Source organism: Streptomyces sp. NPDC107550, assembly GCF_055639095.1.
Genome location: NZ_JBVKBC010000012.1, coordinates 134,675 through 160,095, shown reverse-complemented (window position 1 = coordinate 160,095; position 25,421 = coordinate 134,675). Strand labels below are relative to the sequence as shown.

The following is a 25,421-nucleotide window of genomic DNA, read 5'->3' as shown; positions in this document are numbered from 1 at the left end:
CGCCCGCGCCATACCGGGCCCCGCTCTGCGCCCGCCCGCACGCCGCTCCCCTGCTGCGTCACTAGGTAGACTGACCTACCTAGTGACGCAGGTGGAGGGTGATCATGGCGGACGCCAGGAAGACCGGCCGGGGCGGTGCGCGGCAGCGGTTGCTCGAGGCGGCCGCGCGGCGCTTCTACGCGGACGGGGTCACCGCGACCGGCATCGACACGATCACCGCCGAGGCGGGCGTCGCCAAGATGAGCCTCTACAACAACTTCGCCTCCAAGGCCGACCTCGTACGCGCCTATCTGGAGGCCCGCCACGAGGAGTGGCTGGCGTTGTACCGGGCGCGGCTAGCCGGTGCGGGGGACGCGCGCGGGCGCGTGCTCGCGGTGTTCGACGCGTACGCGGACCACGCAGGCGCCGCCTACGAGCGGGGCTTCCGGGGCTGCGGACTGCTGAACGCCGCCGCCGAGCTGCCGGCCGGGCACGAGGGCCGCGCTGTCGTGCGCCGCCACAAGGAGCACGTCGAGGCGCTGCTCGCCGCCCACGTCCGGGAGGCGCTGCCGGCGGAGCGGGCGGACGAGGCGGGGCCGCTCGCGGAGCATCTGGCGTTCCTGCTGGAGGGCGCCATGGTCCGGGCCGGTCTGGAGGGCGCGGGCACGCGGCTCGCGCACGCGCGGACGCTGGCGGCCGGCCTGCTGGACCGGCCGTGACGCGGTCCGCCGCCCCGGGCACGGGCACGGGCGCCGCGTGCGTACTGCTGGCGTCGGTGCTGTGGGGCACGACGGGGACGGCGGCGACGTTCGCGCCCGGCGTGGGGCCGCTCGCGGTCGGCGCGGTCGCCATGGGCCTGGGCGGGCTGCTCCAGGCGCTGGTCGCATCGCGCCCGATCGTGCGGCAGCGCCGGGCGTTGGCGGCGCGGTGGCGGGTGATGGTGCCGGGGGCAGTGTCGGTGGCCGCGTACCCGCTCGCGTTCTACAGCTCGATGCGGCTGGCCGGGGTGGCCGCGGGGACGGTGGTGTCGATCGGGTCGGCGCCGCTCGTGTCCGCGCTGATCGAACGGGCCGTGGACGGGCGCCGCCTGACCCGGCGCTGGATGTGCGGCGCGGCGCTCGGGCTGACCGGGACGGCGCTGCTGTGTCTGGCCGAGGCGACGCGCGCGGGGCCCGGCGCGCGGGACGCGGGCACGACGGTGCTGGGGATCGGGCTCGGGCTGATCGCCGGGGGCACGTACGCGCTGTACTCATGGGCGGCGCACCGGCTGATCGGCGGCGGGGTCCGGGCGGGCGCGGCGATGGGCGCCGTGTTCGGACTCGGCGCCCTGCTGCTGATGCCGGTGCTGGCGGTGACGGGCGCTCCCCTGCTCGCGTCCTGGTCGAACGCGGCGGTCGGCGCGTACATGGCGCTCGTGCCGATGTTCGCCGGGTACGTGCTGTTCGGCTGGGGCCTCGCGCGCGTCCCGGCGAGCACGGCGACGACCCTCTCGCTCCTGGAGCCGGCCGTCGCCGCCGTCCTCGCGGTACTGGTCGTCGGGGAGCGGCTGCCGGACGCGGGCTGGGCGGGGATCGCCCTGGTGGTGGCCTGTCTGGCGGTGCTCACCGCGCCCGTACGGGGACGCGCGCGCCGCCCGCCGGACACGGCGCCGGCAGTGGCGCATGCGGCGTCGGCCCGGCGCTGATCAGGAGGCGGGCGCGGCGCTGATCAGGAGGCGGGCCCGCGCTCCGTGGCCGATTCGGGCGGGGGCTGGGGGGCGCGCGGGCGGTGCAGCATGCTCGCCCCGATCATGACGCCGAAGCCGACGGCGACGACGGTCAGCAGGGCGTTGACCGTGGTGACGAGGCCGCCGGAGTCGTGGTCGGCGATGAGTTCGCCGACGCCGGTCAGGCTGAGCGAACCGGGCACCAGCATCCAGAACGCGGGCAGGAACGTGACCTGCGCGGGCGGCCCCGCCCGCCACTGCTCGACGACCCGGCTGACCAGCGGCACGGCGATCCCGCCGACGAACGCGCCGACCAGCGCGCCCGAGACGGACCGGCCCGCCTGCTGGACGCCTTCCACGCACAGCAGGACCAGCAGCAGCCACGGCACGCTGCGGGGCGCGGCCGAGGAGTTGAGGGCGAAGCCCACGCCGAGGAGCAGGGCGCCCGCCCAGGGCGCCCAGGTACCGAACGCGGCCAGGTGCGTGCCGTGGCCCACCGGGTGCTCGGCGGTCAGGGTCGAGCCGATGGTGATGCCGAAGGCGAGCAGCACGAGGACGTGGAGCCCGTAGACGACTCTGCTGGCGCCGGAGACGACGGAACCGGTGGCGAGTTCCATCGTGCCGAGCGTCAGGGACGCGCCCGGCAGGAACGCCAGCAACGGCGGGATGATCAGCTTCGCCGGGTCCTCGCCGAGCAGCGGGCCGCTGAACCGGTAGGCGAGGACGGTCACGAGGATCGCGGCGGCGACCGGCAGCGCCACGGAGAACAGGCGCAGCGGCCCCGCGACCAATTCGCGCAGCGCACCGACGGCGACGCCGAGGGCCGCGTACCCGATGAGCGCGGACTCGGTGGGGTGGGTGAGCAGGCCGAGCCCGAGGGTGAGGAGCGCGTAGCCGAGGACACGCGGGACGAGCGAGAAGCGGGGCGGCCTGGCCTCGATCCGCGCGAGACGGCGCATGCCCTCGTCGGGCGGGACCAGGCGCTCGTGCAGGAGTTCCTGGAGGAAGCCGTAGAGTTCGCCGACCTGGTCGAGCCGCAGGTCGTCGGCGGTGATCGGCGTGAAGTCCATGATGGCGTCGGGGCCGTCGCCGATGCGCACGAAGACGCCGGTGGGCAGGACGAAGGCGTGGACGCGGGGCATGCCGTAGCGGACGCCGAGCTTGACGATCACGGCCTCGACGCGTTCGGTGGTCTCCCCCGCCCGGCACAGCACGGCACCGCAGTCGCGCAGGAACCGGCCGACCTCCTGCGCGTTCGGCGCGTCCTCGGGGGCGCGTACGGCGGGGTCGTGCAGGAAGCCGTCGAACCAGGCGAGCGAGGACCCGAGGCGTGACGCGGCCCAGCGCAGCGGCGCGGGGGCCGCTTTACGGGCGGTGTGCCGGCCTCCGGGCGCGGCGCGCCGCAGCCGCGCCAGGCGCCGCGCGCCTCTGGGCTCTGCCGCCACCGCGTCCCGCCTCCCGTCCCCACCTGCCGCCGCGCCCGTACGGGGGTTCTCGTACGGGCGTTCCTGTACGGGAGTTCTCGCGCGGCGGTGCTTGTACGTTGCCTCGACCCTGCGGGGTTACGGGGGCCCGCACCACGTGCGGGGGCCGGACGGGTGACGGCGGCGGCAGGGACTTCCGTACCGCGAATCGGGACCTAGGACCCGCGTCCGGCGGGCCCCGGAGGGGGATCTCGTTGGTGTCCGACTCCCCGGGCCGGCAGGCCCGGGGCGAACGTCCCTCCTGAGGTCCCGGACTCGCGCGCCGGGACGTGTCCCCACCTGGAGAACACCATGACCCACGCCATCGCCCCTGTCGGGTCCGCCCCTGACGTCCCGGACTCCTCTCCCCTGTCCGCCTCGCTCCGCCGGGGCGAGGACCCGTCCGACACCGGGCGCACGGTCGATGTGCTGGACCGGCCGCTGCCCCCGCTGCCCGCCGACGCCGACACGATGGCGCGGGCGCTGGCCGACCGCGCGGTCGCGGCCGTCGCCGCGCTCGTGCTGCTGACGCCGAAGCCGGGGCTCGCCGACTGCCGGGACGCGGCGGGGCGGCGGGGTCCGGAGAGCCGCGGCCCGTTCGCGGCGCTCGCGGACTCCACCGAACTGCTGCACGAGGCGTTCACGCGGGCCGCGCTCGCCGGGCGGGACGGCGCGCCCGACCCGCCCGAGGTGGCGCCGCGCGCGCTGGCACCGGCCCGAGAATCCCCACTCGGCCTCGCGGCCGCCCTGCGGGCGCTGGTGCCGCTGGTCGCGGCCCGCGCGGGCGGCGCCGACACCGTACGGCTGGTGTGCGCGGCGGCGCTCGCGGCGACGCGCGGGCAGGCGGGCGCGCCGAAGCTGCGGCTCGTCACGGACTTCGCGCTGCCGGCGTTGCGCGAGGCGCGCGAGCGCGGGCTCGACGAGGGGACGGCGCGGCTGGAGGCGCTGCTGGCGATCATGGCGCGGCTCGACGACACGGAGGTCGCCGCGCGGCGCGGTCCGCTGGCGGCGCGGATGGTGCGGCGGGACGCGGCGGCGGTCCTGGAGGCCGGGGCGCGGGCGAGCGAGGAGGGGCGGCGCCGGTTCGACGAACTGGAGGAGACGCTGGCCCGGTACGAGATCGCGCCGGTAGGCAGCGCGGGGCTGCTGGCGGCGACGCTGTTCCTGGACGCGCTGGCGCAGGACGCGGTGCCGCGCGCGGCGGCGTTGACGGGGGTGCCGCGGCCCGCGCGGGACCCGGAGCGGGGGCGGGACCCTGAGCGGGGGCGGGACCCGGAGTGGGGGCGGGACCAGGAGACCTGGACGCCGCGCACCGACCTGGGCCGGCGCATCGCCGTGCACCGGGAGCGGCTCGGGCTCAGCAGCGCCGAACTGGCCCGCCGCATCGGGGCGTCCCCGGCGTACATGACGTACGTGGAGCAGCATCAGGCCGTGCCGACGCGGGCGTTCCTGAACCGGCTCGCGGGGGCGCTCGGGGTGACGCCGGACGAGTTGGCGGGGTCGCTCGCGGATGTTCCGCCGGGGCGGGCGCGGGCGGCTCGGGCGCCGCGGCTCGTGCCGCTGACCGAGGCGGAGGCGCGGGCGCGGCTCTCCTCGCACGGCGTGGGGCGGATCGGGCTGCGGGCGCCGGGCGGGCCGGTGGTGGTGCCGGTCAACTACACGGTGACGCCTGAGGGTTCGATGGCGTTCCGGACGCGGAGCGGGTCGGTACTGACGGCCGCCGTCGGGCAGGAGATCGCGGTGGAGGTCGATCGGATCGACGACGCGACCAGCACGGGGTGGAGTGTGCTCGTGGTGGGCGTGGCGCGGGTGGTCTCCGACCCGGAGAGTGTGGCGGAGTTGAACTCCCTGGCGGACACGGTGCCGTGGGCCGGGGCGGACCGGGACCGCTGGCTGATCGTCACCCCGCACCGGGTGACGGGCCGCCGCATAGACCTGCCGTGAGGGGCGGGCGGCTCTACCACCCCGGGCGCCCCTGTCCCCGCGCCCCTGGGTGACAGCCCCTCCAGGCGGGTCTTTCGCCTCCGACTCGCGTCGTGGCTGGGCGCGCAGTTCCCCGCGCCCCTGAGTGACAGCCCCTTCCGGCGGGTCCCTCGTCCTCGACTCGCGTCGTGGCTGAGCGCGCAGTTCCCCGCGCCCCTGGAGGGGCGACTTCGTCGCCGCCCCCGCCGGGGAGCTGGGGCGAAGCCCCGCTTCCCAAAGGGGAAGCTGCACGAAGTGCATGCTTCAGGGGCGCGGGGAACTGCGCGAGAAGCCCCACCCACCCGCAGACAACCGACAACCCAGGGGCGCGGGGAACTGCGCGACCAACCCCCACCGGCCCGCAGGTGACGACGCGCGCGTAGTGCCCCGACAGGGGCGCGGGGAACTGCGCGATCAGCCCCCACCGGCCCGCAGGTGAACTACGAGCCCTAGGGAGTTGGGGGCGCCCCCGCTGTCAGGCGGTTCACCAAGTCCGTCCACTGCGCCTCGAGGCGCCCGAGCGGGACCCCCCGCTGCCGCGTCAGATGATGGATCAACGCCGGATCGAGCGCCCCCATCAGAACCTCCGCGAGCACCTCGCAGTCCGCCTCGGGCACGATCTGCCGCAAGAGATACGTGACATGCGTGACGTGCACCCGATGCGCGGGATGCGCGAGACGCCGGTCGGGCGCCGGCTGCGCCGCGAGCTGAAGGTCGAGGTGCCCGTCGAACCGCCGCAGCACCTCGATCCCGAACGCGTGCAGCCGCTCGACCGCCGGCGCCCCCGGCCCCAGCGGCGGCGGCCCACTGAGGAAGTCCGCCTGGAGCCGCGTCGCGGAGTGGTCGAGGAGGGCCATGAGCAGCCCGGTCCGGTCCCCGAAGCGCCGGAAGACCGTCCCCTTGCCGACGTTCGCCGCGGCGGCCACCGCCTCCATGGTGACGCAGGCCGCCCCGTGCTCGGCGACGAGCCGGGCGGCGGCCTCCAGCAACCTGGCCCGGTTGCGGGCGGCGTCGGCGCGCAGCCCGGCCTCTTCCTCACAGGCGGCGCCCGCGTCGGTCAACTGCCCCATGTCGAGGGGCTGTTGAGGCTCCGGGAGCGGCGGCAGGCGGCGGGACATGAACACAGCGTAAAGCATCACCGGCAAAACTGGACCGCGGTCCGCTTCTGGTGGTACAAACTTAAACGGACCCCGGTCCGGATCGCCGATCCGGTCGCCGAAGGCCCTCGCAGTGTTCTGGTCCCACCACTCTGGAGCCCCCATGTCTGTTCGTGTCCTCGCGCTCGTCGGCAGCCTCCGCGCCGGTTCGCACAACCGTCAGCTCGCCGAGGCCGCCGCCAAGCTCGCCCCCGAGGGCGTCGAGGTCTCCCTCTACGACGGGCTCGCCGACGTCCCCTTCTACAACGAGGACATCGACGTGGAGGGCAGCGTCCCCGCCGCCGCCACCAAGCTGCGCGAGGCCGCCCAGGCCGCCGACGCCTTCCTCTTCTTCTCGCCCGAGTACAACGGCACGATCCCGGCCGTCCTGAAGAACGCCATCGACTGGCTGTCCCGCCCGTTCGGCGCCGGCGCCTTCGCGGGCAAGCCGGCCGCCGTCGTCGGCACCGCGTTCGGCCAGTACGGCGGCGTGTGGGCGCAGGACGACACCCGCAAGGCCGTGGGCATCGCCGGCGGCAAGGTGGTCGAGGACATCAAGCTCTCGATCCCCGGCTCGATGACCCGTTTCGCCGAGACGCACCCGGCCGACGACAGCGAGGTCGCCGCGCAGCTCACCGAGGTCGTCGCGCGCCTGCACGAGACGGTCGGCTCCGTCGCCGCCTGATCTTCCCCGCACCGCCGCGAGCGGCCCGGATCCCACTGGGGTCCGGGCCGCTCCCGTATGCCCACGCCCCCCGCTCCGGAATACGTACGTACGTCGGCACCCGGCGCGTCACCCGTAGGGCGACGTCACCCGTAGGACAGGTTGGAGCAGATGTCCTCGTCGGCGGAGCGCGCGTCGTCGGCGACGCGGGAGGGGAGCGCGCTCGGCGTGGCGGACGGGCTCGGGGACGCCTCGGCGGCGGCCGGGTCGTAGTCGCTGCCGAGGACGACGGTGACGCCCGCCGTGCCGCTGGCCTCCAGCCGCGCCCCCGGGAACAGCCGGGCCACGTCCTTGGCGTCCGGCGCGCGGCCGGGCCCGTACAGGATCGTGGTGGTGGTGTGGTCCTGGGTGGTGGCGTTGCCGGTGGCGGTGACGGTGAAGCCGTGGTCGGTGAGGGCGCCGGAGGCGGTGGAGGCGAGGCCGCCGATGGTCGTGCCGTTGCGGACGGCGACGAAGATGCCGTCGCCGGAGACCTCGGGGCTCGTCGGGGTGGCGGTCGGGGACGCGCTCGGCGCCTTCTTGCCGCCGGCCTTCTTCCCGCCGGCGTTCTTGCCGTCGAGCGTGCGGTCCTCCTTGAGCGCGGCCCACAGCGCGTCGGCGTCCGGCTGGACGATGGCGACGCGGCTGCCCTCGTAACGCCAGGGCACGGTGACGAACTTGGTGTTGTGCAGGTCGACGTCCTTGAGCGACATGGCGAAGTTCAGCAGTTTGTCGGCGGAGCCGAGGCCGGGGTCGACGGTGAGCGACTTGGTCGCCGCGTTCGCCAGCGGCAGCAGCCGCGTCGGCGTGAACCCGTCGTCCTTGATCTTCTTGACGAGGCTGGAGACGAACGCCTGCTGGCGCTTGATCCGCCCGATGTCGGAGCCGTCGCCGATGCCGTGCCGGATGCGGACGTAGTCGAGCGCCTTCTGCCCGGAGACCGTCTGCGGGCCCTTCTTGAACAGCAGGGAGCCCCGGTCGGCGCGGTTGGGGTTGAGGTCCTTCTGGTAGATGTCGCCGGGCAGACACACCTTGACCCCGCCGACGACCTCGGTCAGCGCCGAGAAGCCCTTGAAGTCGACGACGACGGTGTGGTCGACGCGCAGGCCGGTCAGCTGCTCCACGGTGTTCTGCGTGCACGCCGGGTTGCCCCCGGCGGTCTCCCCCGTCGAATAGGCCGCGTTGAACATCACATTGCGGCGCGTCCGGGTCCACGACCCGTCGGGCAGTTTGCAGGGCGGGATCGTGACCAGTGTGTCGCGCGGTATGGACACGCCGACGGCGTGCTCGTGATCGGCGTAGACATGCAGCAGGAAGGCGGTGTCGGAGCGGCCGATGTCGCTCTTGTCGCCGCCGCCGAGCGCCGCGTTGCCGCCGGTACGGGCGTCGGTGCCGATGACGAGGACGTTCTCGCCCTTGGAGGCGGCGGCGTCGGGGCGGTTCGTGGCGATGCCGTCGGCGGAGAACGTGTCGATGTTCCCGGTGAGCTTCAGATAGAGCCAGCCGACGCCCGCCGTGACGAGGACGAGGAAGGCGAGCCCTGACGCGAGCAGCAGGCGCGTCCGGCCGCGCCTTCGGCGCCGCTCGCGAGCCCGGCGCCGCTGGGGCCCGCCGGGCGGGGCCCCGCCCCCGCGTCGGCCGCGCCGGGGTGGAGCCTCGGGAGTCTGCGTCATCGACGTGCCCTCATCCTGTGCGTCACCAAGGTTGTACGGTTGCGCAATGTAGCAAGTACTGCGGACTTCGCGGTACGCACATCGCGCTCCCGGCGCCCCACCCGAGGAGGACCCCCATGCTCCGCAACGCGCTCCAGCCCTGGCACCTGCTGGTCCTGGGACTGGTGATCATCCTGGTGTTCGGCTCCAAGAAACTGCCCGAGGCCGCCCGCTCCCTCGGCCAGTCGCTGCGCATCCTGAAGTCCGAGACGAAGGCGTTGAAGGAAGACGACTGACGCCCTGCCGTTATTTTACGACTTGCGCAATCCTGAGAACCCGACGATCACGGAGGTAGCAACAGTGGGAGTTTCCCTGGCCAAAGGTGGCAACGTCTCGCTCAGCAAGGAGGCGCCCGGCCTGACGGCCGTCCTGGTGGGCCTCGGGTGGGACGTACGGACGACGACCGGCGCGGACTACGACCTCGACGCCTCTGCGCTGCTGTGCGACGCGAGCGGCAAGGTCCTGTCCGACCGGCACTTCGTCTTCTACAACAACCTGACCAGCCCGGACGGCTCGGTCGAGCACACCGGCGACAACCTCACCGGTGAGGGCGAGGGCGACGACGAGAGCGTGAAGGTGAACCTCTCGGCCGTCCCCGCCGAGGTCGACAAGATCGTCTTCCCGGTCTCCATCCACGACGCGGAGGCGCGCGGCCAGAGCTTCGGCCAGGTGCGCAACGCCTTCATCCGCGTCGTGAACCAGACGGGCGGCTCGGAGATCGCCCGTTACGACCTGTCCGAGGACGCCTCCACCGAGACGGCGATGGTCTTCGGCGAGCTGTACCGGCACGGCGCCGAGTGGAAGTTCCGCGCGGTCGGCCAGGGCTACGCCTCGGGCCTGCGCGGCATCGCGCAGGACTTCGGCGTCAACGTCTGACCGCGCCGGACCCGCGCGGGGGCGGCGGAGCCTGTCAGTACGAGGCTCCGCCGCCCTTGCGTACGCGCTCCAGGGCGTCGGCGTGCAGCTCCGCGAGCCCGCCGGAGGGCACCGCGACGGGCGATCCGGTGAGCGTGTACCACTCGTCGGCGTCCGTGTACTGGACCGCGACGCGGGCCCGCCCGTCGGGCAGCGGTGTCGTGGCCACGGTCAGATCGCCGGTGACCACGCCGACCTCGTCGGTCATCGCGCCGCCGGGGCCCGCCTGCACGGAGTCCTGGAGAGTGGCGGCGCGCTGTTCGTCGTCATGTTCCGTCATGAGGAACAGGTTCCCAGCATCTGGCCGAGCTTGCCTTTCTCGGCGCCGGTGACGGTGAGCCCGTACACGGACTTCACAGCGACCCAGGACCGGGCGTAGGCGCACCAGTACGTCCGGGCGGGCGGCTGCCACTCGTCGGGGCCCTGGTCACCCTTGGAGCGGTTGCTGGCGGCGGAGACGGACAGCAGTTGCGGGTGCGTCAGGTCGTTGGCGAACGCCTTGCGCCGCTCCTGCGTCCAGGAACGGGCCCCGGAACGCCAGGCGTTGGCCAGCGGCACGGTGTGGTCGATGTCGAGTCCGCCGGGCACGCGGTACGTCTTCCCGTCGTAGGCGCTGACCCACCTGCCGGAGACGGCCCGGCACTCGGAGTCCGTACGCACGCCCTTGCCGTCACGCTTGAGGACCAGCTCACGAGTGTTGCAGGAGTCCCCCTGCTCCGCCCAGTGCGGGAAGCGGTCGCGGCTGTAGCCGGCCATCGAACCGTGCGGGGCGACCTTCAGGCCCGCCAGCTCCTGGCGCGCCTTGGCCGCGGTCGGCATGCCGGGCAGCGGCCCGCTGTCGGCCGGGCCGCCCGCGGCCCCGCGCGAGGGCGCGCCCGCGGACGCCGACGGGCGCGAGCCGGGCGCCCCGTCGCCTCCCAGGTCACCGGCGGCCGAGCAGCCGGCCGCCGCGAGCACGACGGCGGCGCTCACGCACCGCCCCCACAGCCGTAGTTGACGCCCCATGAGCGGATACTCCCTCTGTCCTCGACGCTGATACCCCGCGAGCCTAAGCACTGGGAAGCGTCTACCCACGCAGCTCGATTGCCTGCGGGCGGGCGGACTTTGGGACGTATGTGCGAAACAGGGACGCGCCGGGCGCCGGGTACCGGAGTGCCGGTCACAGCCCCTTGTGGCGGGCGCGCAGCAGCGCCAGGGCCCCCGCGTACAGCGCGAGGACGGCGGCGAGGAGCGGGTAGTACAGCGCCGGCAGGGCGGTCATGCCGAGCAGCGCGCCGAGCGGGGTCAGCGGCAGCACGACGCCGACCAGGGCGAGCGCGGCGGCGGCCCAGCGGATCGGGCCTGGGGTGCGGCCCTCGGCGGTACGGCGGGCCGTGCGCAGCAGCAACATGACGAGCGCCTGTGTGAGCAGGTTCTCGGTGAACCATCCCGCGTGGAAGCCGGTCTCGTCGCCCGCGTCGAGCGCGCCCGGCAGGCAGAAGGCGAGGACGGCGAAGGTGGCGAGGTCGGCGAGCGCGCCGAGGACACCGAAGCCGGTGATGAAGCGCAGGAAGGCGCGCGGGCGCAGCACGGTGGGCGCGCGCACGGCGGCCGGGTCGGGCCGGTCGTGGGCGAGGGCGAGCTGCGCCGCGTCGAAGCAGAGGTTCTGGACGAGGACCTGCGCGGGGAGCATCGGCAGGAACGGCAGCAGCAGCCCGGCCGAGAGCATGGCGATGACGTTGCCGAGGTTGGAGGAGAGCGTGATGCGCAGGTAGGAGGCGATGTTGACGCTGGAGCGGCGGCCCGCGAGGACGGCGTGGCCGATGGCGGTGAGGTCCTTGTCGGCGAGGACGACGTCGGCGCCCTCGCGGGCCACGGTGACCCCGACGCGCGGGCAGATGCCGACGTCGGCGGCGCGCAGCGCGGGCAGGTCGTTGACGCCGTCACCGAGGTAGCCGGTGGTGTGGCCGTGGGCGCGCAGGGCGGTGACGACGCGGGCCTTGTGCTCGGGAGTGCAGCGGGCGAAGACGGTCGTACGGGCGGCGAGCGGCCCGAGTTCGGTGTCGGCGAGGGCGTCGAGGCGGTCGCCGGTGACCACGTCGCCGGGGTCGATGCCGAGGTCGCGGCAGGCGCGGGCGGCGGTCGCGGGGTGGTCGCCGGTGAGGACCTTGACGGCGACGCCCTGTGCGTCGAGGGCGCGCAGTGCGCCCGGCGCGGAGTCGGCGAGGGCGTCGCGCAGGGCGACGAACCCGGCGAAGGTGAGGCCGCGCTCGTCAGCGGGCGTGTAGCCGCGGGTGCGGGCGGGGTGGCGGCCGGTGGCGACGGCAAGCAGGCGCACCCCGTCGGCGGCGAGCGCGGCGGCCCGCTGCTCCAGTGCCGCACGCTCGGCGGGGTCGAGGGCGCAGCGCTCCAGCACGTCGGGGGCGGCGCCCTTGACGGCGAGGGTGTGGGTGCCGAGGGCGCCGGGTGCGCGCAGGACGGCGGTGGCGAGGCGGCGTACGGGGTCGAAGGGCAGGGCGTCGACCCCGTCGTAGGCGTCCCAGTCGTCCGGGCCCGTGGCGTCCAGGAGGGCCTCGTCGAGCGGGTCGAGGTCGCCGGGCTCGCCGGTCTGCAACGTCCACCAGGCGCAGACCCCGGCCCAGTGCAGCGCCTCGGGGTCGGTGCGGTCCGGGTCGACGACGGGCCGGTCCTGGGTGAGCGTGCCGGTCTTGTCGACGCACAGCACGTCCACCGCGCCGAGGTCGTGCAGGGCCGGGAGCCGGCGCACGATCACGCCGTGGGTACGGGCGAGCAGCGACGCGCCCCGCGACAGGCAGGTCGTGACGATGACGGGCAGCATCTCGGGGGTGAGCCCGACGGCGACCGCGACGGCGAACGGCAGCGTCTCCAGGCCGCGCCCGTGAAGCGCCGCGTCGGCCATGAGGACGAGCGGCGGAGTGAGCAGCATGAAGCGGATGAGCACCCAGGAGATGCCGTGCACCGAGCGGTCGAAGGCGCTGGTGGGCGGCCGGGCGGCGCCGGCGCGGACGGCGGCGAACCGGGTGTCGGCGCCGGTGGCGAGGACGACTCCGGTGCCGCCGCCGGAGGCGACGCCGCTGCCCTGGAAGACGAGGTGGGCCTCGCCGTCCGCGTCGCCGGGCCGGTCGACGGGGTGCTTGGGCACCGGCGCGGACTCCCCGGTCAGGGCCGCCTGGTGCACGGTCAGGCCGCGGGCGCGCAGCAGCCGCAGATCGGCGGGGACGAGGTCGCCGGGGGCGAGGCGTACGACGTCGCCCGGCACGAGTTCGTCGAGGGGGATCTCGCGGGTGCGGGGCGGCGCGTCGGCGGTGGGGCGGCGCCGCACGGTGGCGGTGCCCGCGACGAGCCCGCGCAGGGAGTCCATGGCGCGGTCGGCGCGGTGCTCGCCCTGGGCGCGCAGGACGCAGCTCACGGCGACGAGGACGAGGATCACGCAGGCGGTGCCCCAGGCGGCGACGGCGGCGGAGACCAGCCCCAGGCAGAACAGCACGGCGGTGAACGGATCGCGCAGGCTCTGCCCCAGCCGGCGCGGCCAGGACGGGGCCCGGCGGGCGGGCGGCGTGTGGGGGCCGCAGCGGGCGAGACGTTCGCCGGCGTCGGCTTCGGTCAGGCCGCGCGGGGAGCCGTCGAGGGCGCGCAGCACCTGCAGGGCGGTGCGGTCGCCGGGGGCCGGGCCGACCGGGGGTGCGGCGGCCGGGCTCGGGGGCGGGGCCGGGTCGTGGACGCTCACGGCGCCGCTCAGGCGCCGCCGCGCAGCCGCCGCACCGGGGTCGCGTCCTGCCGGGCGCGCTCGGTGAGCTGCCCGACCATGAGCCGGACCACGGTGACGACGTCCGGGTCGTCGACGTAGTAGACCTGCCGGCGGCCCTCGCGGCGGGAGCGGACGAGACCGGCGAGCTTGAGCTTGGACAGGTGCTGGCTGACGGCGGGCAGCGCGCCGCCGACCCGCTCGGCGAGGCCGCTGACGTCGCACTCGCCCTCGGCGAGCGCCCACATCATGTGCAGCCGCGTCGGCGCGGCGAGCAGGCCGAACGCCTCGGCCGCCTGCTGGAGCACATCGGCGGAGGGGTCGCCGGAACGCGCCGGGGCCGGACCTCGCGCACCTGCCACCACGTCGTCCCCGTACCCTTCCGCGCTCGTGCCTCGTGACCGTCGTGTCTCTTGAGCGTCGTGCCTCTTGACCGTCTTCGGCCGCCCAGTCTAGCGGCGACACTCGGGGCGGCCGGGCGGGAGGCGGTTCTTCGGCGGCGGCCGATGAGTTCCGCGCGCCGCGCCGGTCCTCCCTGCATGGACACCACGCGCACGCACACGTTCCGGCTCCCCACGCAGGGCGCCGACCTCGCCTACGACGTACGGGGACCGCTGCCGGCCGCCGACGGCAGGCCGCCGCTGATGATGGTCGGGCAGCCCATGGACGCCTCCGGGTTCGCGGCGCTCGCCGCGCTGTTCGCCGAGCGCACGGTCGTCACGTACGACCCGCGCGGCATCGGCCGCAGCGTCCGCGACGACGGGCGCGAGGACCACGACCCGCGCGTGCAGGCGCGGGACGTGCACGCCGTGATCGAGGCGCTCGGCGCGGGGCCCGTGGACATGTTCGCCAGCAGCGGCGGCGCGGTGACGGCGCTGGCGCTGGTCGAGGAGTTCCCCGGGGACGTGGCGACGCTGGTCGCGCACGAGCCGCCGCTGCTGTCGGTGCTGCCGGACGCGGCGGCCGCCGAGCGGGCGAGCGACCGGGTGCAGAAGCGGTACGCCGAGGCCGGCTGGGGCGCCGGGATGGCGGCGTTCGTGCAGTACACGTCGTGGCAGGGGCCGTTCACCGACGCGTTCTTCGCGGCGCCGGCGCCGGAACCGGCCGCGTTCGGGTTCCCCGACGGGGACGACGGCTCGCGCGACGACCCGCTGCTGTCGGGCCGCTCCGCCGCCGTCACCTCCCTGCGGCCGGACGCGGCGGCGCTGGCCGCCGCGCCGACCCGCGTGGTCATCGGCGTCGGCGAGGAGTCCCGCGAGGTCCTGACCGGGCGCACCGCAGAGGCGACGGCGGCGCTGCTCGGCCAGGAGGCGGTCGTCTTCCCGAGCCACCACGGCGGTTTCGTCGGCGGCGACTCGCCTTACGCGGGTAAGCCGGAGGAGTTCGCCGTGCGGCTGCGTGAGGTGCTTGACGGGGGGCGGTGAGCGCGGGGGCGGCTCTCTATGGTCAGTGCCTGTACGAAGGCTGCCTCCGTCTCGGCGCTGAAGAAACCGGAGATGCCGCGCAGCAGTTGCAGGGCGGTGCGTACGCCCGGGGGCAGCGGGCGCGGCATGCCGGCGGGCAGCGTGTAGCGGTCGGGGGCGGTGCGGGCCGCCTCCACGTGCGCCTGGGCGCGGCCCGCGTCTCCGCTGTACGCGAGGGCTGCCGCGCGGGTCACGTCGTGGGCGGCGCTGCGGGAGAGGTCGAGCAGGGTCTGGATGCCGGGGGCCGGGGGGCCGTCGAGGGTGGCGGCGCTCAAGTGGCCGCCGGCCCGGTCGAGGATCTTTGCGATGGCGGACAGCCGTCCTGCTTCGAGGTGTGCCTGAGGAGCCATGCCGAGTCCTTCCTCACCGCGTGTGGGTTCCCCCGTGGCATCAGTGTTGTCACCTTCCGGGGAGTGGCGCGAACCCTTGTGCGGGGGCGCACTGGTGGCGCGTGAGGTCGCCGGTGGGGTGCGGGGGCGCGGGTTGAGGCACGCCCCGGCGCGCGGTGGCCTCCGGCGGGGCGGGCATCTGATCCCGGGGTTCCCCGAGTCCCGGCGCGTTTTTTGCGGGCTGTCAGCGCCGGGTGGGTGATCGTTGTGCGCCGGGTGCAGACCCGCGGGACTTCTCGCGCAGTTCCCCGCGCCCCTGGCGGGGTTGCCATCCCCGGCACTTCTTCGGCGCCCGTCGCCTTGGGCAGTCTGCCTCCCCCAGACTTCGTCCGGGGGGACCCCCAGGGCGGCACGGGTGGGCAAGGCGGCACCCCAGCGCCGGGTGCGTAAAGGTCGAGCGTCCAGTTCAGCCCGGCGGGGCTTCTCGCGCAGTTCCCCGCGCCCCTTGCGGGGCTGGCATGAGCGCCAACTCCCAGCCCCTCCGGCGCTTGAGGAGCGGGGGCTGGGGCAGCGCCCCAGAGTGCCGGGTGCGCTGTGGCTGAGCGCGCAGTTCCCCGCGCCCCTTACGGGGCTTACCTCAGCGCCGGTCGATTCCCGCCCCTCAAACGGCTTAGCCTTGGGGGTTCGTGGGGTTACCGGCAGGGGGCGGGCATGTACCGGCGTTGTAGCGCGATCGCCGCGTCGATGCTGCTGGCCCTGTGCGCCCTGCTCCTCCCCTCCGCGGCGACCGCCACTCCCCTCACCCCGGCCGCGCCGATCCCCCGTACCACCTCAGTGCCGCAGGAACAGGCACACGTACAGGCGCAGAAACAGTCGGACACCGCCCTCACCGCCCACCCCTCCCGCGCCCCCCACACGCACCCCCTGCCCCACCCCCCAGGCCCCGCAGGCCCCACCTCCGCAGCGCCCCCACCCCGCCCCCGGGCGTTCGCGGCAACCGCCGCCCCCGGCAGGCCCCCCGCGTACGCGGCACGCCGCACCGGCCCCGCCGCACCCCGCGCACCGCCCGTCTCTCCACGCACCGGCAACCCCGTCATCGGCGCCTGACCACGTCCACGTGAGGACGCGGGGCGCCGCCCTTCGTCCTGCCCGTGGAGCCGACACATGTCCCGCAAGAAGTCCCGTACGCCCCTGTGGCGTGCGCTCATCGCCCTCGCGGTGATGGCCGCCTCGATGGCCGTCGCCCTCACCCAGTCCCCGCGCCTCGGACTCGATCTGCGCGGCGGCACCCAGATCGTCCTGGAGACCCGCGACTCGCCCGACACAGGCGTCAAGGCCGACGCCGAAGGCACCGACCGCGCCCTTGAGGTGCTGCGCCAGCGCGTAGACGCCCTCGGTGTGTCCGAACCGAGCATCGCCCGCTCCGGCGAACGCCGCATCGTCGTCGAACTGCCCGGCGTGCAGGACCCGCGCGAGGCCGCCGAGGTCATCGGCCGCACCGCACAGCTCACCATCCGTCCCGTCACCGGCGTCACCGACAAGAAGACCGACAAGAAGGAGGGCGCGGCGGGCCGCGGCGAACGCGTGCTCGCCGACCCGGACCGCACCGGCGGCTATCTGCGGCTCGGCCCCACGGCCCTGTCCGGCGACGGCGTGCGCGACGCCGAGGCCGCGCTCGACCAGCAGGGCATGGCCGGCTGGACGGTCAATCTGAACTTCCGCAAGGACGCGTCGGCCGCCTGGGCGAAGCTCACCGGCGCCGCCGCCTGCGCCCCCGAGGGAGCGCCCGAGCGGCGCGTCGCCATCGTCCTGGACGACAAGGTCATCTCGGCGCCGGGCATGAACCCGGGCGTGCCGTGCCGTACCGGCATCACGGGCGGCGACACGCAGATCACCGGCGGCTTCACGCAGGAGGAGGCCCGGGACCTCGCCGCGCTGGTCAAGGGCGGCGCGCTGCCGCTGCCCGTGGACGTCGTGGAGCAGCGTACGGTCGGCCCGACGCTCGGCGCCGACGCCATCGAGGCGTCCACCCGGGCCGCGCTCATCGGGCTCGCGCTGACGGCCCTGTTCATCGTGGTCGTCTACCGCCTCCTCGGCGCGCTCGCCACGATCGCCCTCGCCCTGTACGGGCTGCTGTCCTACGCCGCTCTCGTCGCGCTCGGCGCCACGCTCACCCTGCCGGGGCTCGCGGGCTTCGTCCTCGCCATCGGCATGGCCGTCGACGCGAACGTGCTGGTGTTCGAGCGGGCCCGCGAGGAGTACCTCGGGGCGCGCACCAAGTCGCTGGACAAGCCGCTCACGCGCGGTTTCGGGCAGGCGTTCAGCGCGGTCGTCGACTCGAACGTGACGACGCTGCTCGCGGCCGGGCTCCTTTTCGTGTTCGCCACGGGCCCGGTGAAGGGGTTCGGGGTCACGCTGTCGATCGGCGTGCTCGCCTCGATGGTGTCGGCGCTGGTCATCACGCGGGTCCTCGCCGACTTCGCGGTCCGGCGCCGCTGCGTGCGGGCCCGCCCGAAGATCACGGGTATCGCCTCGACCGGCCGGCTGCGCGCGTGGCTGGCCCGGCGCGATCCGAGGATCGTGCGCCACCGCAGGCGCTGGCTGGGCGCGAGCGCGCTGGTGGTGCTGGTGGCGGTCGCGGGGATCGTGGTGCGTGGCCTGGACTTCGGCGTGGAGTTCACCGGCGGCCGGCTCGTGGAGTACAGCACCTCGCGCGCCGTCGACGTGGACACGGCCCGGCAGGCGGTCGCGGACGCCGGGTTCCCGCGCGCGGTCGTCCAGGAGGCGGGCGACGGCGACATCTCCGTACGTACGGAGAAGCTGAGCGACGACGAACAGCAGGCGGTCAAGGAGTCGTTGGCGCGGCACGGCGGCGAAGTCACGGTCGAGCGGGACGAGTTGGTCGGCCCGAGTCTCGGCTCGGAGCTGCGGACGAAGGCGCTGATCGCGCTGGGCGTGGCGGTGCTCGCCCAACTGGCCTATCTGAGCGTCCGGTTCCGCTGGACGTTCGCGGCGGCGGCCGTCTCCGCGATGGCGCACGACGTGCTGATCGTGGTCGGACTGTTCGCGTGGCTCGGCAAGCCTGTCGACAGCGTGTTCCTGGCGGCGCTGCTCACGGTGATCGGCTACTCGGTCAACGACACGGTCGTCGTCTTCGACCGGGTGCGTGAGGCGCGGCGGCGCGATCCCCGGATCGACCTGGAGCGCGCGGCCGACCGCGCGGTGGTGCAGACGCTGCCGCGCACGGTCAACACCGGCATGGGCGCCCTGTTCGTCCTCGCGGCGCTGGCCGTGCTCGGCGGTGACTCGCTCGCGGACTTCTCGCTGGCGCTGATCACGGGCGTGGTCGTCGGCATGGCGTCGACGGTGGTGACGGCGGTGCCGCTCGCGGTCACGCTGGAACACCGCTCCCCCACCGCGCCGGTCCGCCGCCCCGGCGGCCGGGGCGGTTCCGGGCGCGGGACGCCGCTGGAGGAGCGCCGGGCCCGCCGCGCGGACACGGGGGCCGTGGTGTGACGCGGTGACGCGGTGACACGCGGGTGGGCCGGGACCCGTCACCCGGACCCCGGCCCACCTGCTGTCGAAGGCCCCCCGCCCCGAAGCCCGCCGCTGCCATCGAAGCTCACGCGCCACCGAAGGGCGGCCCGCCGTCGAAGGCCAGGTCAGCCCTGGGGCGGCAGCGGCGGGGGCGGCGGCGCCCAGGCCGGGGGAGGCGCGGCGGGCGGCGCCGGCGGGGGCGCGGTGTCGTAGACGACGCGGGCGACGCGGAACTCGTACTGGAACGTCTGGGTCATGCCCTCGGCGAGTACGAGGTAGCCCTCGCCGTCCTCGTAGACGGTGACCCGGCGCGGGTTCGTCGGGCGGCGCGGCTCGAACGCGGTCACGTACCGGCGCAGGGCCTCGCGCGCCTCGTCGCGGGTGCCGCGCACATGGTCGACGGGCCTGGTCTGCTTGCGCAGGCCGCCCGTCCCGCCGCCGTGCAGGCAGGTCATCATCAGGCCCCAAGTGGCCCTCACGCCGTCGTACGTCACCGCTCCCCCGTGGCCGGTCCGACGCTCGCCGTCCGCCGGGCGTCGGGGGCACTCTGCCACACCGGTCAGGGGCGCGAACGGCGCGGGTCAGCAGCGGCGCAGGACGCGGGCCGCCGACCCGAGACCGGGAAACCCGGTAAAGATTCGATGGATCTTGTGTTTGGCTCCGCGCCTACGTGTTACCCCGAGAACATGGATGACCGACGCTGAGACCGACGGGTTCGGCAGTGAGCCCGTCCCCCCGTTCCTCGGTCGGCCCGGGGAACGGGGCCCCTTCCGTTCCGCTCCGTCCCGAAGCCCTCATGACGTACGGAAAAGCCGTGCGCGCCCTACGACACAGGACCCGGCGCCGCGGTGCCGCGGGCGGGGGCCGGGTCGTACAGGTGCACGTGCGGGCCGGGGCGCGGGGGCGCCTTGCGGGCGGGGCCTAAAGGTCGGGCGCCGGGGCCGAAAGGGTCAGGCGAAGGTGTCGGTGCCGCTGCGGATGTGCGATTCGGCGGTGCGCAGCACGAACTGTCGGTCCAGCTCGCGCCGGATCACGTCGTCGAGGCGGCCGCTGCCGGCCCAGTCGATGAGCTGCTGGGCGACGGATCGCAGCTTGATGTTCGTCCGCATGGACACCTCGCGCAGCACGTCCCACGACTCCGCCGGGGGGATGCGGCCCACGGCCGACACGACGCCGATGGCCTGGTCCACGTCGGCGTGGGCGTGCACGGCCTGTTTGAGCTGCGCCACTTCCGTCTCCAGCTCGGCGATGCGCGCCGCCGGGTCGACGGGCGCCACCGGCTGGGGGCGGGAAGTCACGGGTGTCACTGTCCACCTCCACACAGGGGAAAAGTCTGCCTCTCTCAGCGTCCCTGCCCCGAGAGCCCGGCGCAACACGCCCCGAGTCAAGATCCGTCCGGAATCAGTGCCCGCGGGGCGCGGAGACGGGGCGCATCCCCGTGACGTCTCCCATGGCGCCCCCCGCACGTAACCCTTCGTTCACACTCGGCGCACGACGACGAGGATGACCAGCAGAACCGTCACCGCGGCGCTCATACCGTGGGCGACGACCGCCGTGAGCGGGAAGTGGCGCTCGGCCGTGCCGGACTGCTGGGAGTGCCGGCCGGAGCTGGGCAGCCAGCGCAGCAGCATCGTGAAACCGAGCGCGGCGACGACGAGCACGACGGCGCACGCCGCCCAGCCGGAGCTGCGGGCGTCGCCCAGCAGGAACACCGACCAGGCGGCGAGGCCCGCGACGGCCAGCACGACGTGGCCGAGGACGAGCCACAGCGGCAGTCGGGTCACGCCCGGCGTGCGCTGGCGCAGTCCGCCGTTGCGTATCCATACCGTGGCGAGGTAGCTGCCCAGCGCGGCCGTCACCAGCCACGCGCACAGCACGAAGATCCGCATCCGCTCCCCCTGTCCCGTCGCGCCCCCAGCGGGGGGTTCCGTCCCCAGGACACCGCACGACGCTCCGCTACGGGTGGACATCCATTCAGTAATTCACTCGTTGGCGTGAACGATGGCCTTAAGGTCAATCAGGCCTAGGGCGATGGCATAGCGCCCCTCGCGCAATTCCCAGCGCCCCTTCCAGGGCTGACCTCAACGCCAACTCCCAGCCTCCGGCCTCGGCGGCCCCGCCAGGGGGCTGGCCTCAGCGCCAACATCCAGCCCCTCCGGCGATTGAGGAGCGGGGCCTGGGGCAGCGCCCCAGAGTGCCGGGTTCGTCGTGGCCGCTCGCGCAGTTCCCCGCGCCCCTGACGGGGCTGCCAACCCCGGCACTTCTTCGGCGCCCCCCGCCTTGGGCAATCTGCCGCCTGGGGCGGCACGGGTGGGCAAGGCGGCACCCAGCGCCGGGTGCGTGATCGTTGTGCCTCGGGTGCAGCCCCGGTGGGGCTTCTCGCGCAGTTCCCCGCGCCCCTTACGGGGCTTGTCTGAGCGCCGGCTTCCAGCCTCTCCGGCGATTGAGGGGCGGAGTTGGCTCAGGGGGCGGATTTTAGGGTGGCCGCCTCTGATTGGAGGTGGGAGAGGAGGGCTCGTACCGCGGGTGACCGTGTGCGGTGGAGCGCCTCCGTCGTTCCTACCGTCCGCCCCACCGACGCCAGCTCGACAGGAAGCGCCGCAAGCCGGTCGTCCTCCCGCAGCACAAGCTCCGGCAACAACGCCACCATGTCCGTCTGCAACAGCAGCGCCCGCATCGTGAGAATGGACGTGCACTCGACCCGGTCGACGGGCTGTGCGAGCCCCCGCTCGACGAACAGCGCCCCCAACTCCTGCCGCAGCGCGGTCTGTTCGACGGGCAGGATCCACGGATGCGCCAGCGTGTCCGGCAGCGTCAGACCGGACACGTCGAGCAGCGGATGCCCCGCCCGCACCGCCAGCATGATCCGCTCGCGGTACAGCATCCGCTGCCGCAACCGCTCCCCGTCCCTCGGCACGGGCCCGACCCGCCCCACGATGACATCCAGCTCCCCGCCCAGCAGCGCCGGATGGAGCACGTCGAGGGTGCCTTCGCGGACGACGACCGTCAGCCGGGGCCGCTCCCGCTTGAGCCGGGCGACGGCACGCGGCAGCAGCACGTTCGCCCCGGCGAGGAGCGTGCCGACGGTGACGGTGCCCTCATGGCCCCGGCGCAGCCCGTCGAGGTGCTCCCCGGCCCGCCGGACCTCGGTGATCACGGCGCGGGCGTGGGCGGCGAGGGCTTCCCCGTACAGGGTGGGCCGCATGCCGCGCGGTTCCCGTACGAACAGGGGGAGGTCGGCGATGGACTCCAGTTCGCGCAGGGAGCGGGTCGCCGCCGGCTGGGTCAGATGGAGGGCTTCGGCGGCGCGGGCCACCGAGCCGTGCTGGACGACGGCGACGAGCAGGGTCAGATGCCGGAACTTGAGCCGGCCGTGCAGGAGATCCATCGCGCTCCCTCGCGGGGAAGCCGCCTCCCCCGCCACCGTGCGGACATGACGCTGCCTGTGCGCGGCCCGCGTTCGGCCACGCCACGACCCTGCCATACCCGAACCGGCAAGGGAACGGCCCTGATTGGCATTGGTTCGGCATACCCCGGCGGGCGCATGATTCCCCCACGCCCCGGCCGTCACGGTCCGGCGGCGTCCAGGCCCCGCTCCCCCACCCGGAACGAGGATGTCCCGTCATGCTGAACCAGCGCGCCCGCGCCCTCGACGACGCCGATCCCCTGGCGCACGTCCGTGACCGTTTCGCCCTGCCGAAGGGGGTGACGTACCTCGACGGGAACTCGCTCGGCGCCCTCCCGACGGCCGTGCCCGCCGCCCTGGAGGACGCCGTCCACCGCCAGTGGGGCACCGAGCTGATCCGTTCGTGGAACGCGGCCGGCTGGTGGGAGGCGCCGGTCCGCACCGGCGACGCGATCGGCCGGCTCCTCGGCGCGGCCCCCGGGCAGGTGGTCGCGGGCGACTCCACGAGCGTGCAGTTGTTCAACACGCTCCTCGCGGCGGTCCGGCTGCGCCCCGGCCGGGACGTCCTGCTCACCGATCCGGACCACTTCCCCACCGACCAGTACATCGCGGACTCGGTGGGCCGGCTGCTCGGGATCGAGGTGCGCCGGGTGCCCGCGCGGGACGCGCCCGCGTTCCTCGCGGCGGAGGGCGCGCGGGTCGCGGTCGCCGCGTACGCGCCGGTCGACTACCGCACGGGCGAGCTGTACGACATGGCGGAACTGACCACCGCCGCGCACGAGGCGGGCGCCCTCGCGCACTGGGACCTGTGCCACGCGGCGGGCGCGCTGCCCGTCGAACTCGACGCGACCGGCGCGGACTTCGCGGTCGGCTGCGGCTACAAGTACCTGTCGGGCGGCCCCGGCGCGCCCGCCTTCGCGTACGTCGCGCACCGGCACCAGGACGGCTTCGATCACCCGGTCACGGGCTGGCACGGGCACGCGGAGCCGTTCGCCATGTCCGGTACCTACACCCCGGCGCCGGGCATCACGCGGGCCCGCGTCGGCACGCCGCCGCTGCTGTCGCTGGTGGCGCTGGAGGCGGCGCTCACCGCGTTCGACGGCGTGGCGATGGCCGACGTACGGGCCAAGAGCCTGTCGCTGACGGGGTTCTTCCTGGAGTGCGCGGACGCGCTGCTCGACGGGCTCGGGTTCACGCCGGTCACGCCGCGCGAGCCGGCCCGGCGCGGCAGCCAGGTCGCGCTGCGGCACGCGGAGGCGTATCCGCTGGTCGCGGCGCTCACGGCGCGGGGTGTCATCGGCGACATGCGCGCCCCCGACCTGCTGCGTTTCGGCTTCAACGCGCTGTATCTGAGCCACGCGGACGTGCTGCACGCAGTGACCGTGCTGCGGGACGTCGCGGCGAGCGGCGCGCACCGGGCCGCCGAGTTCCAGCGGCGGCCCACGGTCACCTGAGCTGTCGCCCGTACGAGCGTCAGCACGCGTCGCCCGCCGTCCCGGGCGCTGTTTCGCACGTCCCCTTCCTCTCCCCGCCGAGACCTCAAGGACACCCATGCGATCCCTGCGTACGAAGGCGGTGCTGGCCACGGCCGTGGTCACCGCGACCGCCGCCGCCCTGCTCCTCCCCGGCTCATCCGGCGCGACCGCCGCCGCCCACGACCCGAACGTCCGCGAGGTGTGCGAGGACCGCCGCCCCGAGCCCGCCGATCCGGGCGCGTACGGGATGCAGCTCGACGGCACCTTCCGCCATCCGGCGCTGACGCCCGTCGACGAGGAGCACGAGCACGGCTTCCCGGGCCGGAACAAGGAGTACGACACGAAGTCGTACATCAAGAACATGAAGGTCGAAGCGGCCTACGAGGGCGCCGACTTCACGCCCGACTACTTCCACACCTGGCAGAACGTCGTGGACTTCGGCGGCCGCCGGTACATGTTCCAGTACGACCGTTCCGAGGGCCGCGTCTACGACATCACCGACGTGAAGAAGGTGCGGGTCGTCGAGAAGATGACCCGCGACGACGTGGACGGCGACGAGACCCGCGGCAACGCCTCGTGGGCGCCGGGCGACTACTGGGGCGCGTCCACGGTCCAGTGGAGCAGGAAGCTCGGCGCGTACGTCATGGTGATGAGCTTCGAGGACAAACGGCAGATCTCCGAACTGACCGACGACCCCGCGCACGACAAGTACAACAACCCTGAGGGCGTACGGAAGTTGCGCGCGAAGCCCGGCCTGAAGGGCTTCAAGGCGTTCCGCCTCGACGGGCCGCGCAAGAAGGACTGGAAGCTGCTGGCTACCGTGTCGACGGACGCCACGCAGAAGGACCCGCTGCGCTCGGACACCTCGAAGCCGCAACAGGGTTCGGGGTCGCTGGACGTGCCGTACTGGACGGGCGATAAGTACATGTTCCTCGCCACGGCACCCGACGACACCTACGCCGGCACCGAGTACCCGACGAACCTGCACTCGGCCGGCTACCAGTCCTGGGACATGTCCGACCCGGCGCGGCCCCGGCTGCTCGACACCTGGCACCTGCCGGGGCAGCGCACCGGCGAGGACGCCGCGTACCGGAAGAACCCGCGCTGCGGGAACCGGACGAGCTGGATGGGCGCGCGGATGCCGCTGTTCATCCCCAAACCCGTGGAGAAGGGCGGGCGTTACGGGTTCGCCGCGATGGGCGGTTACGGACTGACCGTCCTCGACATCTCCGACCCGTCGCGGATGCGGGCCGTGGGCCATCTGGATCTGCCGCCGTCGGTGTCGGGCACGGAGGGCGACAACATCGACGTGTCGCAGTACGAGCGGACCGGGCTGATCTACTACTCCGGCTATCCGCTGACCGAGGACTGCTACGAGCCGTACAAGGACGTCTACCAGATCGACGCGAAGGACCCGGCGCGTCCGCGGGTCGTGGGGGTGCTGCCGCGGCCGAAGCCGCCCGCGTCGGCCGGGTTCGCGGACTTCTGCCAGCGCCGGGGCAGCTTCGGCCCCAAGCGCACCGGCTACTACACCAACCCGGGCAAGCACGACGCGGGCGTCCTCGGCTACGGCTTCTACAACGCGGGCGTGCAGTTCTTCGACGTATCGCGTCCGGCGCGGCCCCGCGTCGAGGCGTACTTCGTGCCGAAGGCGTACGGGCCGCGGACGCCCGACTACGCGTACGGCAACCAGACGCACGGCGTGTACGTGGAGTGGGACCGCAACATCGCGTGGGCGCTCACCAACCACGGCATCTACGCCCTGTCGGCCCGCAAGGTGCTTGGGCCCCCGCACCTCGGACGCCCCGAAAAGCCGTTCCGCACCAGCGAGTTCTAGCCCCTGCCTCCCCCCCTTCTCCCGCGCGATATCCGTACGGAAGGACGTCCTCGC

Annotated in this window: 21 protein-coding genes and 1 pseudogene; 10 read left to right on the top strand and 12 right to left on the bottom strand. The window is 74.2% G+C overall.

Features of this window, described 5'->3' with window-relative positions; genetic code table 11:
* The first annotated feature begins 104 nt into the window (after positions 1 to 104).
* Complete coding sequence (locus ACZ7LY_RS18610) at positions 105 to 698, top strand: TetR/AcrR family transcriptional regulator (protein ID WP_471625692.1); 594 nt, start codon at positions 105 to 107, stop codon at positions 696 to 698.
* Positions 695 to 1,663: a DMT family transporter gene (locus ACZ7LY_RS18605; protein WP_471625691.1), complete on the top strand. Its 969-nt coding sequence runs from the start codon at positions 695 to 697 to the stop codon at positions 1,661 to 1,663. The genes ACZ7LY_RS18610 and ACZ7LY_RS18605 overlap by 4 nt, the downstream gene beginning before the upstream one ends.
* A 23-nt stretch (positions 1,664 to 1,686) precedes the next feature.
* On the opposite strand, the gene ACZ7LY_RS18600 is transcribed toward ACZ7LY_RS18605, so the two are convergent.
* Positions 1,687 to 3,129: a threonine/serine exporter family protein gene (locus ACZ7LY_RS18600; RefSeq protein ID WP_471625690.1), complete on the bottom strand. Its 1,443-nt coding sequence runs from the start codon at positions 3,127 to 3,129 to the stop codon at positions 1,687 to 1,689.
* 330 nt (positions 3,130 to 3,459) lie between these two features.
* Here ACZ7LY_RS18600 and ACZ7LY_RS18595 point away from each other — a divergent pair, with 330 nt between their 5' ends.
* Positions 3,460 to 5,091 (top strand): triphosphoribosyl-dephospho-CoA synthase, encoded by a 1,632-nt coding sequence (locus ACZ7LY_RS18595; RefSeq protein ID WP_471625689.1) that lies wholly within the window; start codon positions 3,460 to 3,462, stop codon positions 5,089 to 5,091.
* 467 nt (positions 5,092 to 5,558) lie between these two features.
* Here ACZ7LY_RS18595 and ACZ7LY_RS18590 read toward each other — a convergent pair whose 3' ends face one another.
* Positions 5,559 to 6,245, bottom strand: a complete 687-nt coding sequence (locus ACZ7LY_RS18590; protein ID WP_471625746.1) for a TetR/AcrR family transcriptional regulator — start codon at positions 6,243 to 6,245, stop codon at positions 5,559 to 5,561.
* Positions 6,246 to 6,369: 124 nt separating this feature from the next.
* Between ACZ7LY_RS18590 and ACZ7LY_RS18585 the strand changes: the two genes are divergently transcribed.
* Positions 6,370 to 6,930 (top strand): NAD(P)H-dependent oxidoreductase, encoded by a 561-nt coding sequence (locus tag ACZ7LY_RS18585; protein WP_471625688.1) that lies wholly within the window; start codon positions 6,370 to 6,372, stop codon positions 6,928 to 6,930.
* A gap of 125 nt (positions 6,931 to 7,055) precedes the next feature.
* Here ACZ7LY_RS18585 and ACZ7LY_RS18580 read toward each other — a convergent pair whose 3' ends face one another.
* A complete protein-coding gene (locus ACZ7LY_RS18580; protein WP_471625687.1) occupies positions 7,056 to 8,621 on the bottom strand; it encodes an LCP family protein in 1,566 nt (521 codons plus the stop codon).
* Positions 8,622 to 8,737: 116 nt separating this feature from the next.
* On the opposite strand from ACZ7LY_RS18580, the pseudogene tatA reads away from it, so the two are divergent.
* Positions 8,738 to 8,890, top strand: a pseudogene (tatA, locus tag ACZ7LY_RS18575) (Sec-independent protein translocase subunit TatA); the annotation flags it as partial.
* Between the two features lie 70 nt (positions 8,891 to 8,960).
* Positions 8,961 to 9,536, top strand: coding sequence for a TerD family protein (locus tag ACZ7LY_RS18570; RefSeq protein ID WP_471625686.1), 576 nt, complete (start codon positions 8,961 to 8,963; stop codon positions 9,534 to 9,536).
* 34 nt (positions 9,537 to 9,570) lie between these two features.
* On the opposite strand, the gene ACZ7LY_RS18565 is transcribed toward ACZ7LY_RS18570, so the two are convergent.
* From ACZ7LY_RS18565 to ACZ7LY_RS18550, 4 genes are all read right to left on the bottom strand, one after another.
* Positions 9,571 to 9,855, bottom strand: a complete 285-nt coding sequence (locus ACZ7LY_RS18565) for a hypothetical protein (RefSeq protein ID WP_471625685.1) — start codon at positions 9,853 to 9,855, stop codon at positions 9,571 to 9,573.
* Positions 9,852 to 10,580, bottom strand: a complete 729-nt coding sequence (locus tag ACZ7LY_RS18560) for a GmrSD restriction endonuclease domain-containing protein (protein ID WP_471625684.1) — start codon at positions 10,578 to 10,580, stop codon at positions 9,852 to 9,854. The genes ACZ7LY_RS18565 and ACZ7LY_RS18560 overlap by 4 nt, the downstream gene beginning before the upstream one ends.
* Positions 10,581 to 10,734: 154 nt before the next feature.
* Entirely contained in the window at positions 10,735 to 13,302 is a 2,568-nt protein-coding gene (gene mgtA, locus ACZ7LY_RS18555; RefSeq protein WP_471625683.1) for a magnesium-translocating P-type ATPase, read from the bottom strand.
* Between the two features lie 8 nt (positions 13,303 to 13,310).
* On the bottom strand, positions 13,311 to 13,685 hold the full coding sequence (locus ACZ7LY_RS18550) for an ArsR/SmtB family transcription factor (RefSeq protein WP_471625682.1): 375 nt from the start codon (positions 13,683 to 13,685) through the stop codon (positions 13,311 to 13,313).
* Between the two features lie 174 nt (positions 13,686 to 13,859).
* Here ACZ7LY_RS18550 and ACZ7LY_RS18545 point away from each other — a divergent pair, with 174 nt between their 5' ends.
* A complete protein-coding gene (locus ACZ7LY_RS18545; protein ID WP_471625681.1) occupies positions 13,860 to 14,744 on the top strand; it encodes an alpha/beta fold hydrolase in 885 nt (294 codons plus the stop codon).
* On the opposite strand, the gene ACZ7LY_RS18540 is transcribed toward ACZ7LY_RS18545, so the two are convergent.
* Positions 14,681 to 15,133 carry a hypothetical protein gene (locus tag ACZ7LY_RS18540; RefSeq protein WP_471625680.1) on the bottom strand — a complete coding sequence of 151 codons (453 nt, stop codon included), beginning with the start codon at positions 15,131 to 15,133 and terminating at the stop codon, positions 14,681 to 14,683. The genes ACZ7LY_RS18545 and ACZ7LY_RS18540 overlap by 64 nt on opposite strands.
* 1,143 nt (positions 15,134 to 16,276) lie before the next feature.
* Between ACZ7LY_RS18540 and secD the strand changes: the two genes are divergently transcribed.
* Positions 16,277 to 18,628 (top strand): protein translocase subunit SecD, encoded by a 2,352-nt coding sequence (gene secD, locus ACZ7LY_RS18535; RefSeq protein ID WP_471625679.1) that lies wholly within the window; start codon positions 16,277 to 16,279, stop codon positions 18,626 to 18,628.
* A gap of 146 nt (positions 18,629 to 18,774) precedes the next feature.
* Here the strand turns inward: secD and ACZ7LY_RS18530 are convergent, their stop codons facing one another.
* From ACZ7LY_RS18530 to ACZ7LY_RS18515, 4 genes are all read right to left on the bottom strand, one after another.
* Positions 18,775 to 19,128: a hypothetical protein gene (locus tag ACZ7LY_RS18530; protein ID WP_471625678.1), complete on the bottom strand. Its 354-nt coding sequence runs from the start codon at positions 19,126 to 19,128 to the stop codon at positions 18,775 to 18,777.
* 471 nt (positions 19,129 to 19,599) lie between these two features.
* Positions 19,600 to 19,947, bottom strand: coding sequence for an ANTAR domain-containing protein (locus tag ACZ7LY_RS18525; RefSeq protein WP_471625677.1), 348 nt, complete (start codon positions 19,945 to 19,947; stop codon positions 19,600 to 19,602).
* A gap of 180 nt (positions 19,948 to 20,127) precedes the next feature.
* Positions 20,128 to 20,538 (bottom strand): hypothetical protein, encoded by a 411-nt coding sequence (locus ACZ7LY_RS18520; RefSeq protein WP_471625676.1) that lies wholly within the window; start codon positions 20,536 to 20,538, stop codon positions 20,128 to 20,130.
* A gap of 572 nt (positions 20,539 to 21,110) precedes the next feature.
* Positions 21,111 to 22,037 (bottom strand): LysR substrate-binding domain-containing protein, encoded by a 927-nt coding sequence (locus tag ACZ7LY_RS18515; protein WP_471625675.1) that lies wholly within the window; start codon positions 22,035 to 22,037, stop codon positions 21,111 to 21,113.
* Between the two features lie 236 nt (positions 22,038 to 22,273).
* On the opposite strand from ACZ7LY_RS18515, the gene kynU reads away from it, so the two are divergent.
* On the top strand, positions 22,274 to 23,509 hold the full coding sequence (gene kynU / locus ACZ7LY_RS18510; protein WP_471625674.1) for a kynureninase: 1,236 nt from the start codon (positions 22,274 to 22,276) through the stop codon (positions 23,507 to 23,509).
* 97 nt (positions 23,510 to 23,606) lie between these two features.
* Complete coding sequence (locus ACZ7LY_RS18505) at positions 23,607 to 25,367, top strand: LVIVD repeat-containing protein (RefSeq protein WP_471625673.1); 1,761 nt, start codon at positions 23,607 to 23,609, stop codon at positions 25,365 to 25,367.
* Positions 25,368 to 25,421: the final 54 nt, after the last annotated feature.

Bases quoted from the DNA above. Each gene is read 5' to 3' on its own strand.
- ACZ7LY_RS18610 (WP_471625692.1), top strand. From the start codon at position 105: ATGGCGGACGCCAGGAAGACCGGCCGGGGCGGTGCGCGGCAGCGGTTG.
- ACZ7LY_RS18595 (WP_471625689.1), top strand. From the start codon at position 3,460: ATGACCCACGCCATCGCCCCTGTCGGGTCCGCCCCTGACGTCCCGGAC.
- ACZ7LY_RS18590 (WP_471625746.1), bottom strand. From the start codon at position 6,245: ATGCTTTACGCTGTGTTCATGTCCCGCCGCCTGCCGCCGCTCCCGGAG.
- ACZ7LY_RS18585 (WP_471625688.1), top strand. From the start codon at position 6,370: ATGTCTGTTCGTGTCCTCGCGCTCGTCGGCAGCCTCCGCGCCGGTTCG.
- ACZ7LY_RS18580 (WP_471625687.1), bottom strand. From the start codon at position 8,621: ATGACGCAGACTCCCGAGGCTCCACCCCGGCGCGGCCGACGCGGGGGC.
- ACZ7LY_RS18565 (WP_471625685.1), bottom strand. From the start codon at position 9,855: ATGACGGAACATGACGACGAACAGCGCGCCGCCACTCTCCAGGACTCC.
- ACZ7LY_RS18560 (WP_471625684.1), bottom strand. From the start codon at position 10,580: ATGGGGCGTCAACTACGGCTGTGGGGGCGGTGCGTGAGCGCCGCCGTC.
- ACZ7LY_RS18545 (WP_471625681.1), top strand. From the start codon at position 13,860: ATGGACACCACGCGCACGCACACGTTCCGGCTCCCCACGCAGGGCGCC.
- ACZ7LY_RS18540 (WP_471625680.1), bottom strand. From the start codon at position 15,133: ATGGCTCCTCAGGCACACCTCGAAGCAGGACGGCTGTCCGCCATCGCA.
- secD (WP_471625679.1), top strand. From the start codon at position 16,277: ATGTCCCGCAAGAAGTCCCGTACGCCCCTGTGGCGTGCGCTCATCGCC.
- ACZ7LY_RS18520 (WP_471625676.1), bottom strand. From the start codon at position 20,538: ATGCGGATCTTCGTGCTGTGCGCGTGGCTGGTGACGGCCGCGCTGGGC.
- ACZ7LY_RS18515 (WP_471625675.1), bottom strand. From the start codon at position 22,037: ATGGATCTCCTGCACGGCCGGCTCAAGTTCCGGCATCTGACCCTGCTC.
- kynU (WP_471625674.1), top strand. From the start codon at position 22,274: ATGCTGAACCAGCGCGCCCGCGCCCTCGACGACGCCGATCCCCTGGCG.
- ACZ7LY_RS18505 (WP_471625673.1), top strand. From the start codon at position 23,607: ATGCGATCCCTGCGTACGAAGGCGGTGCTGGCCACGGCCGTGGTCACC.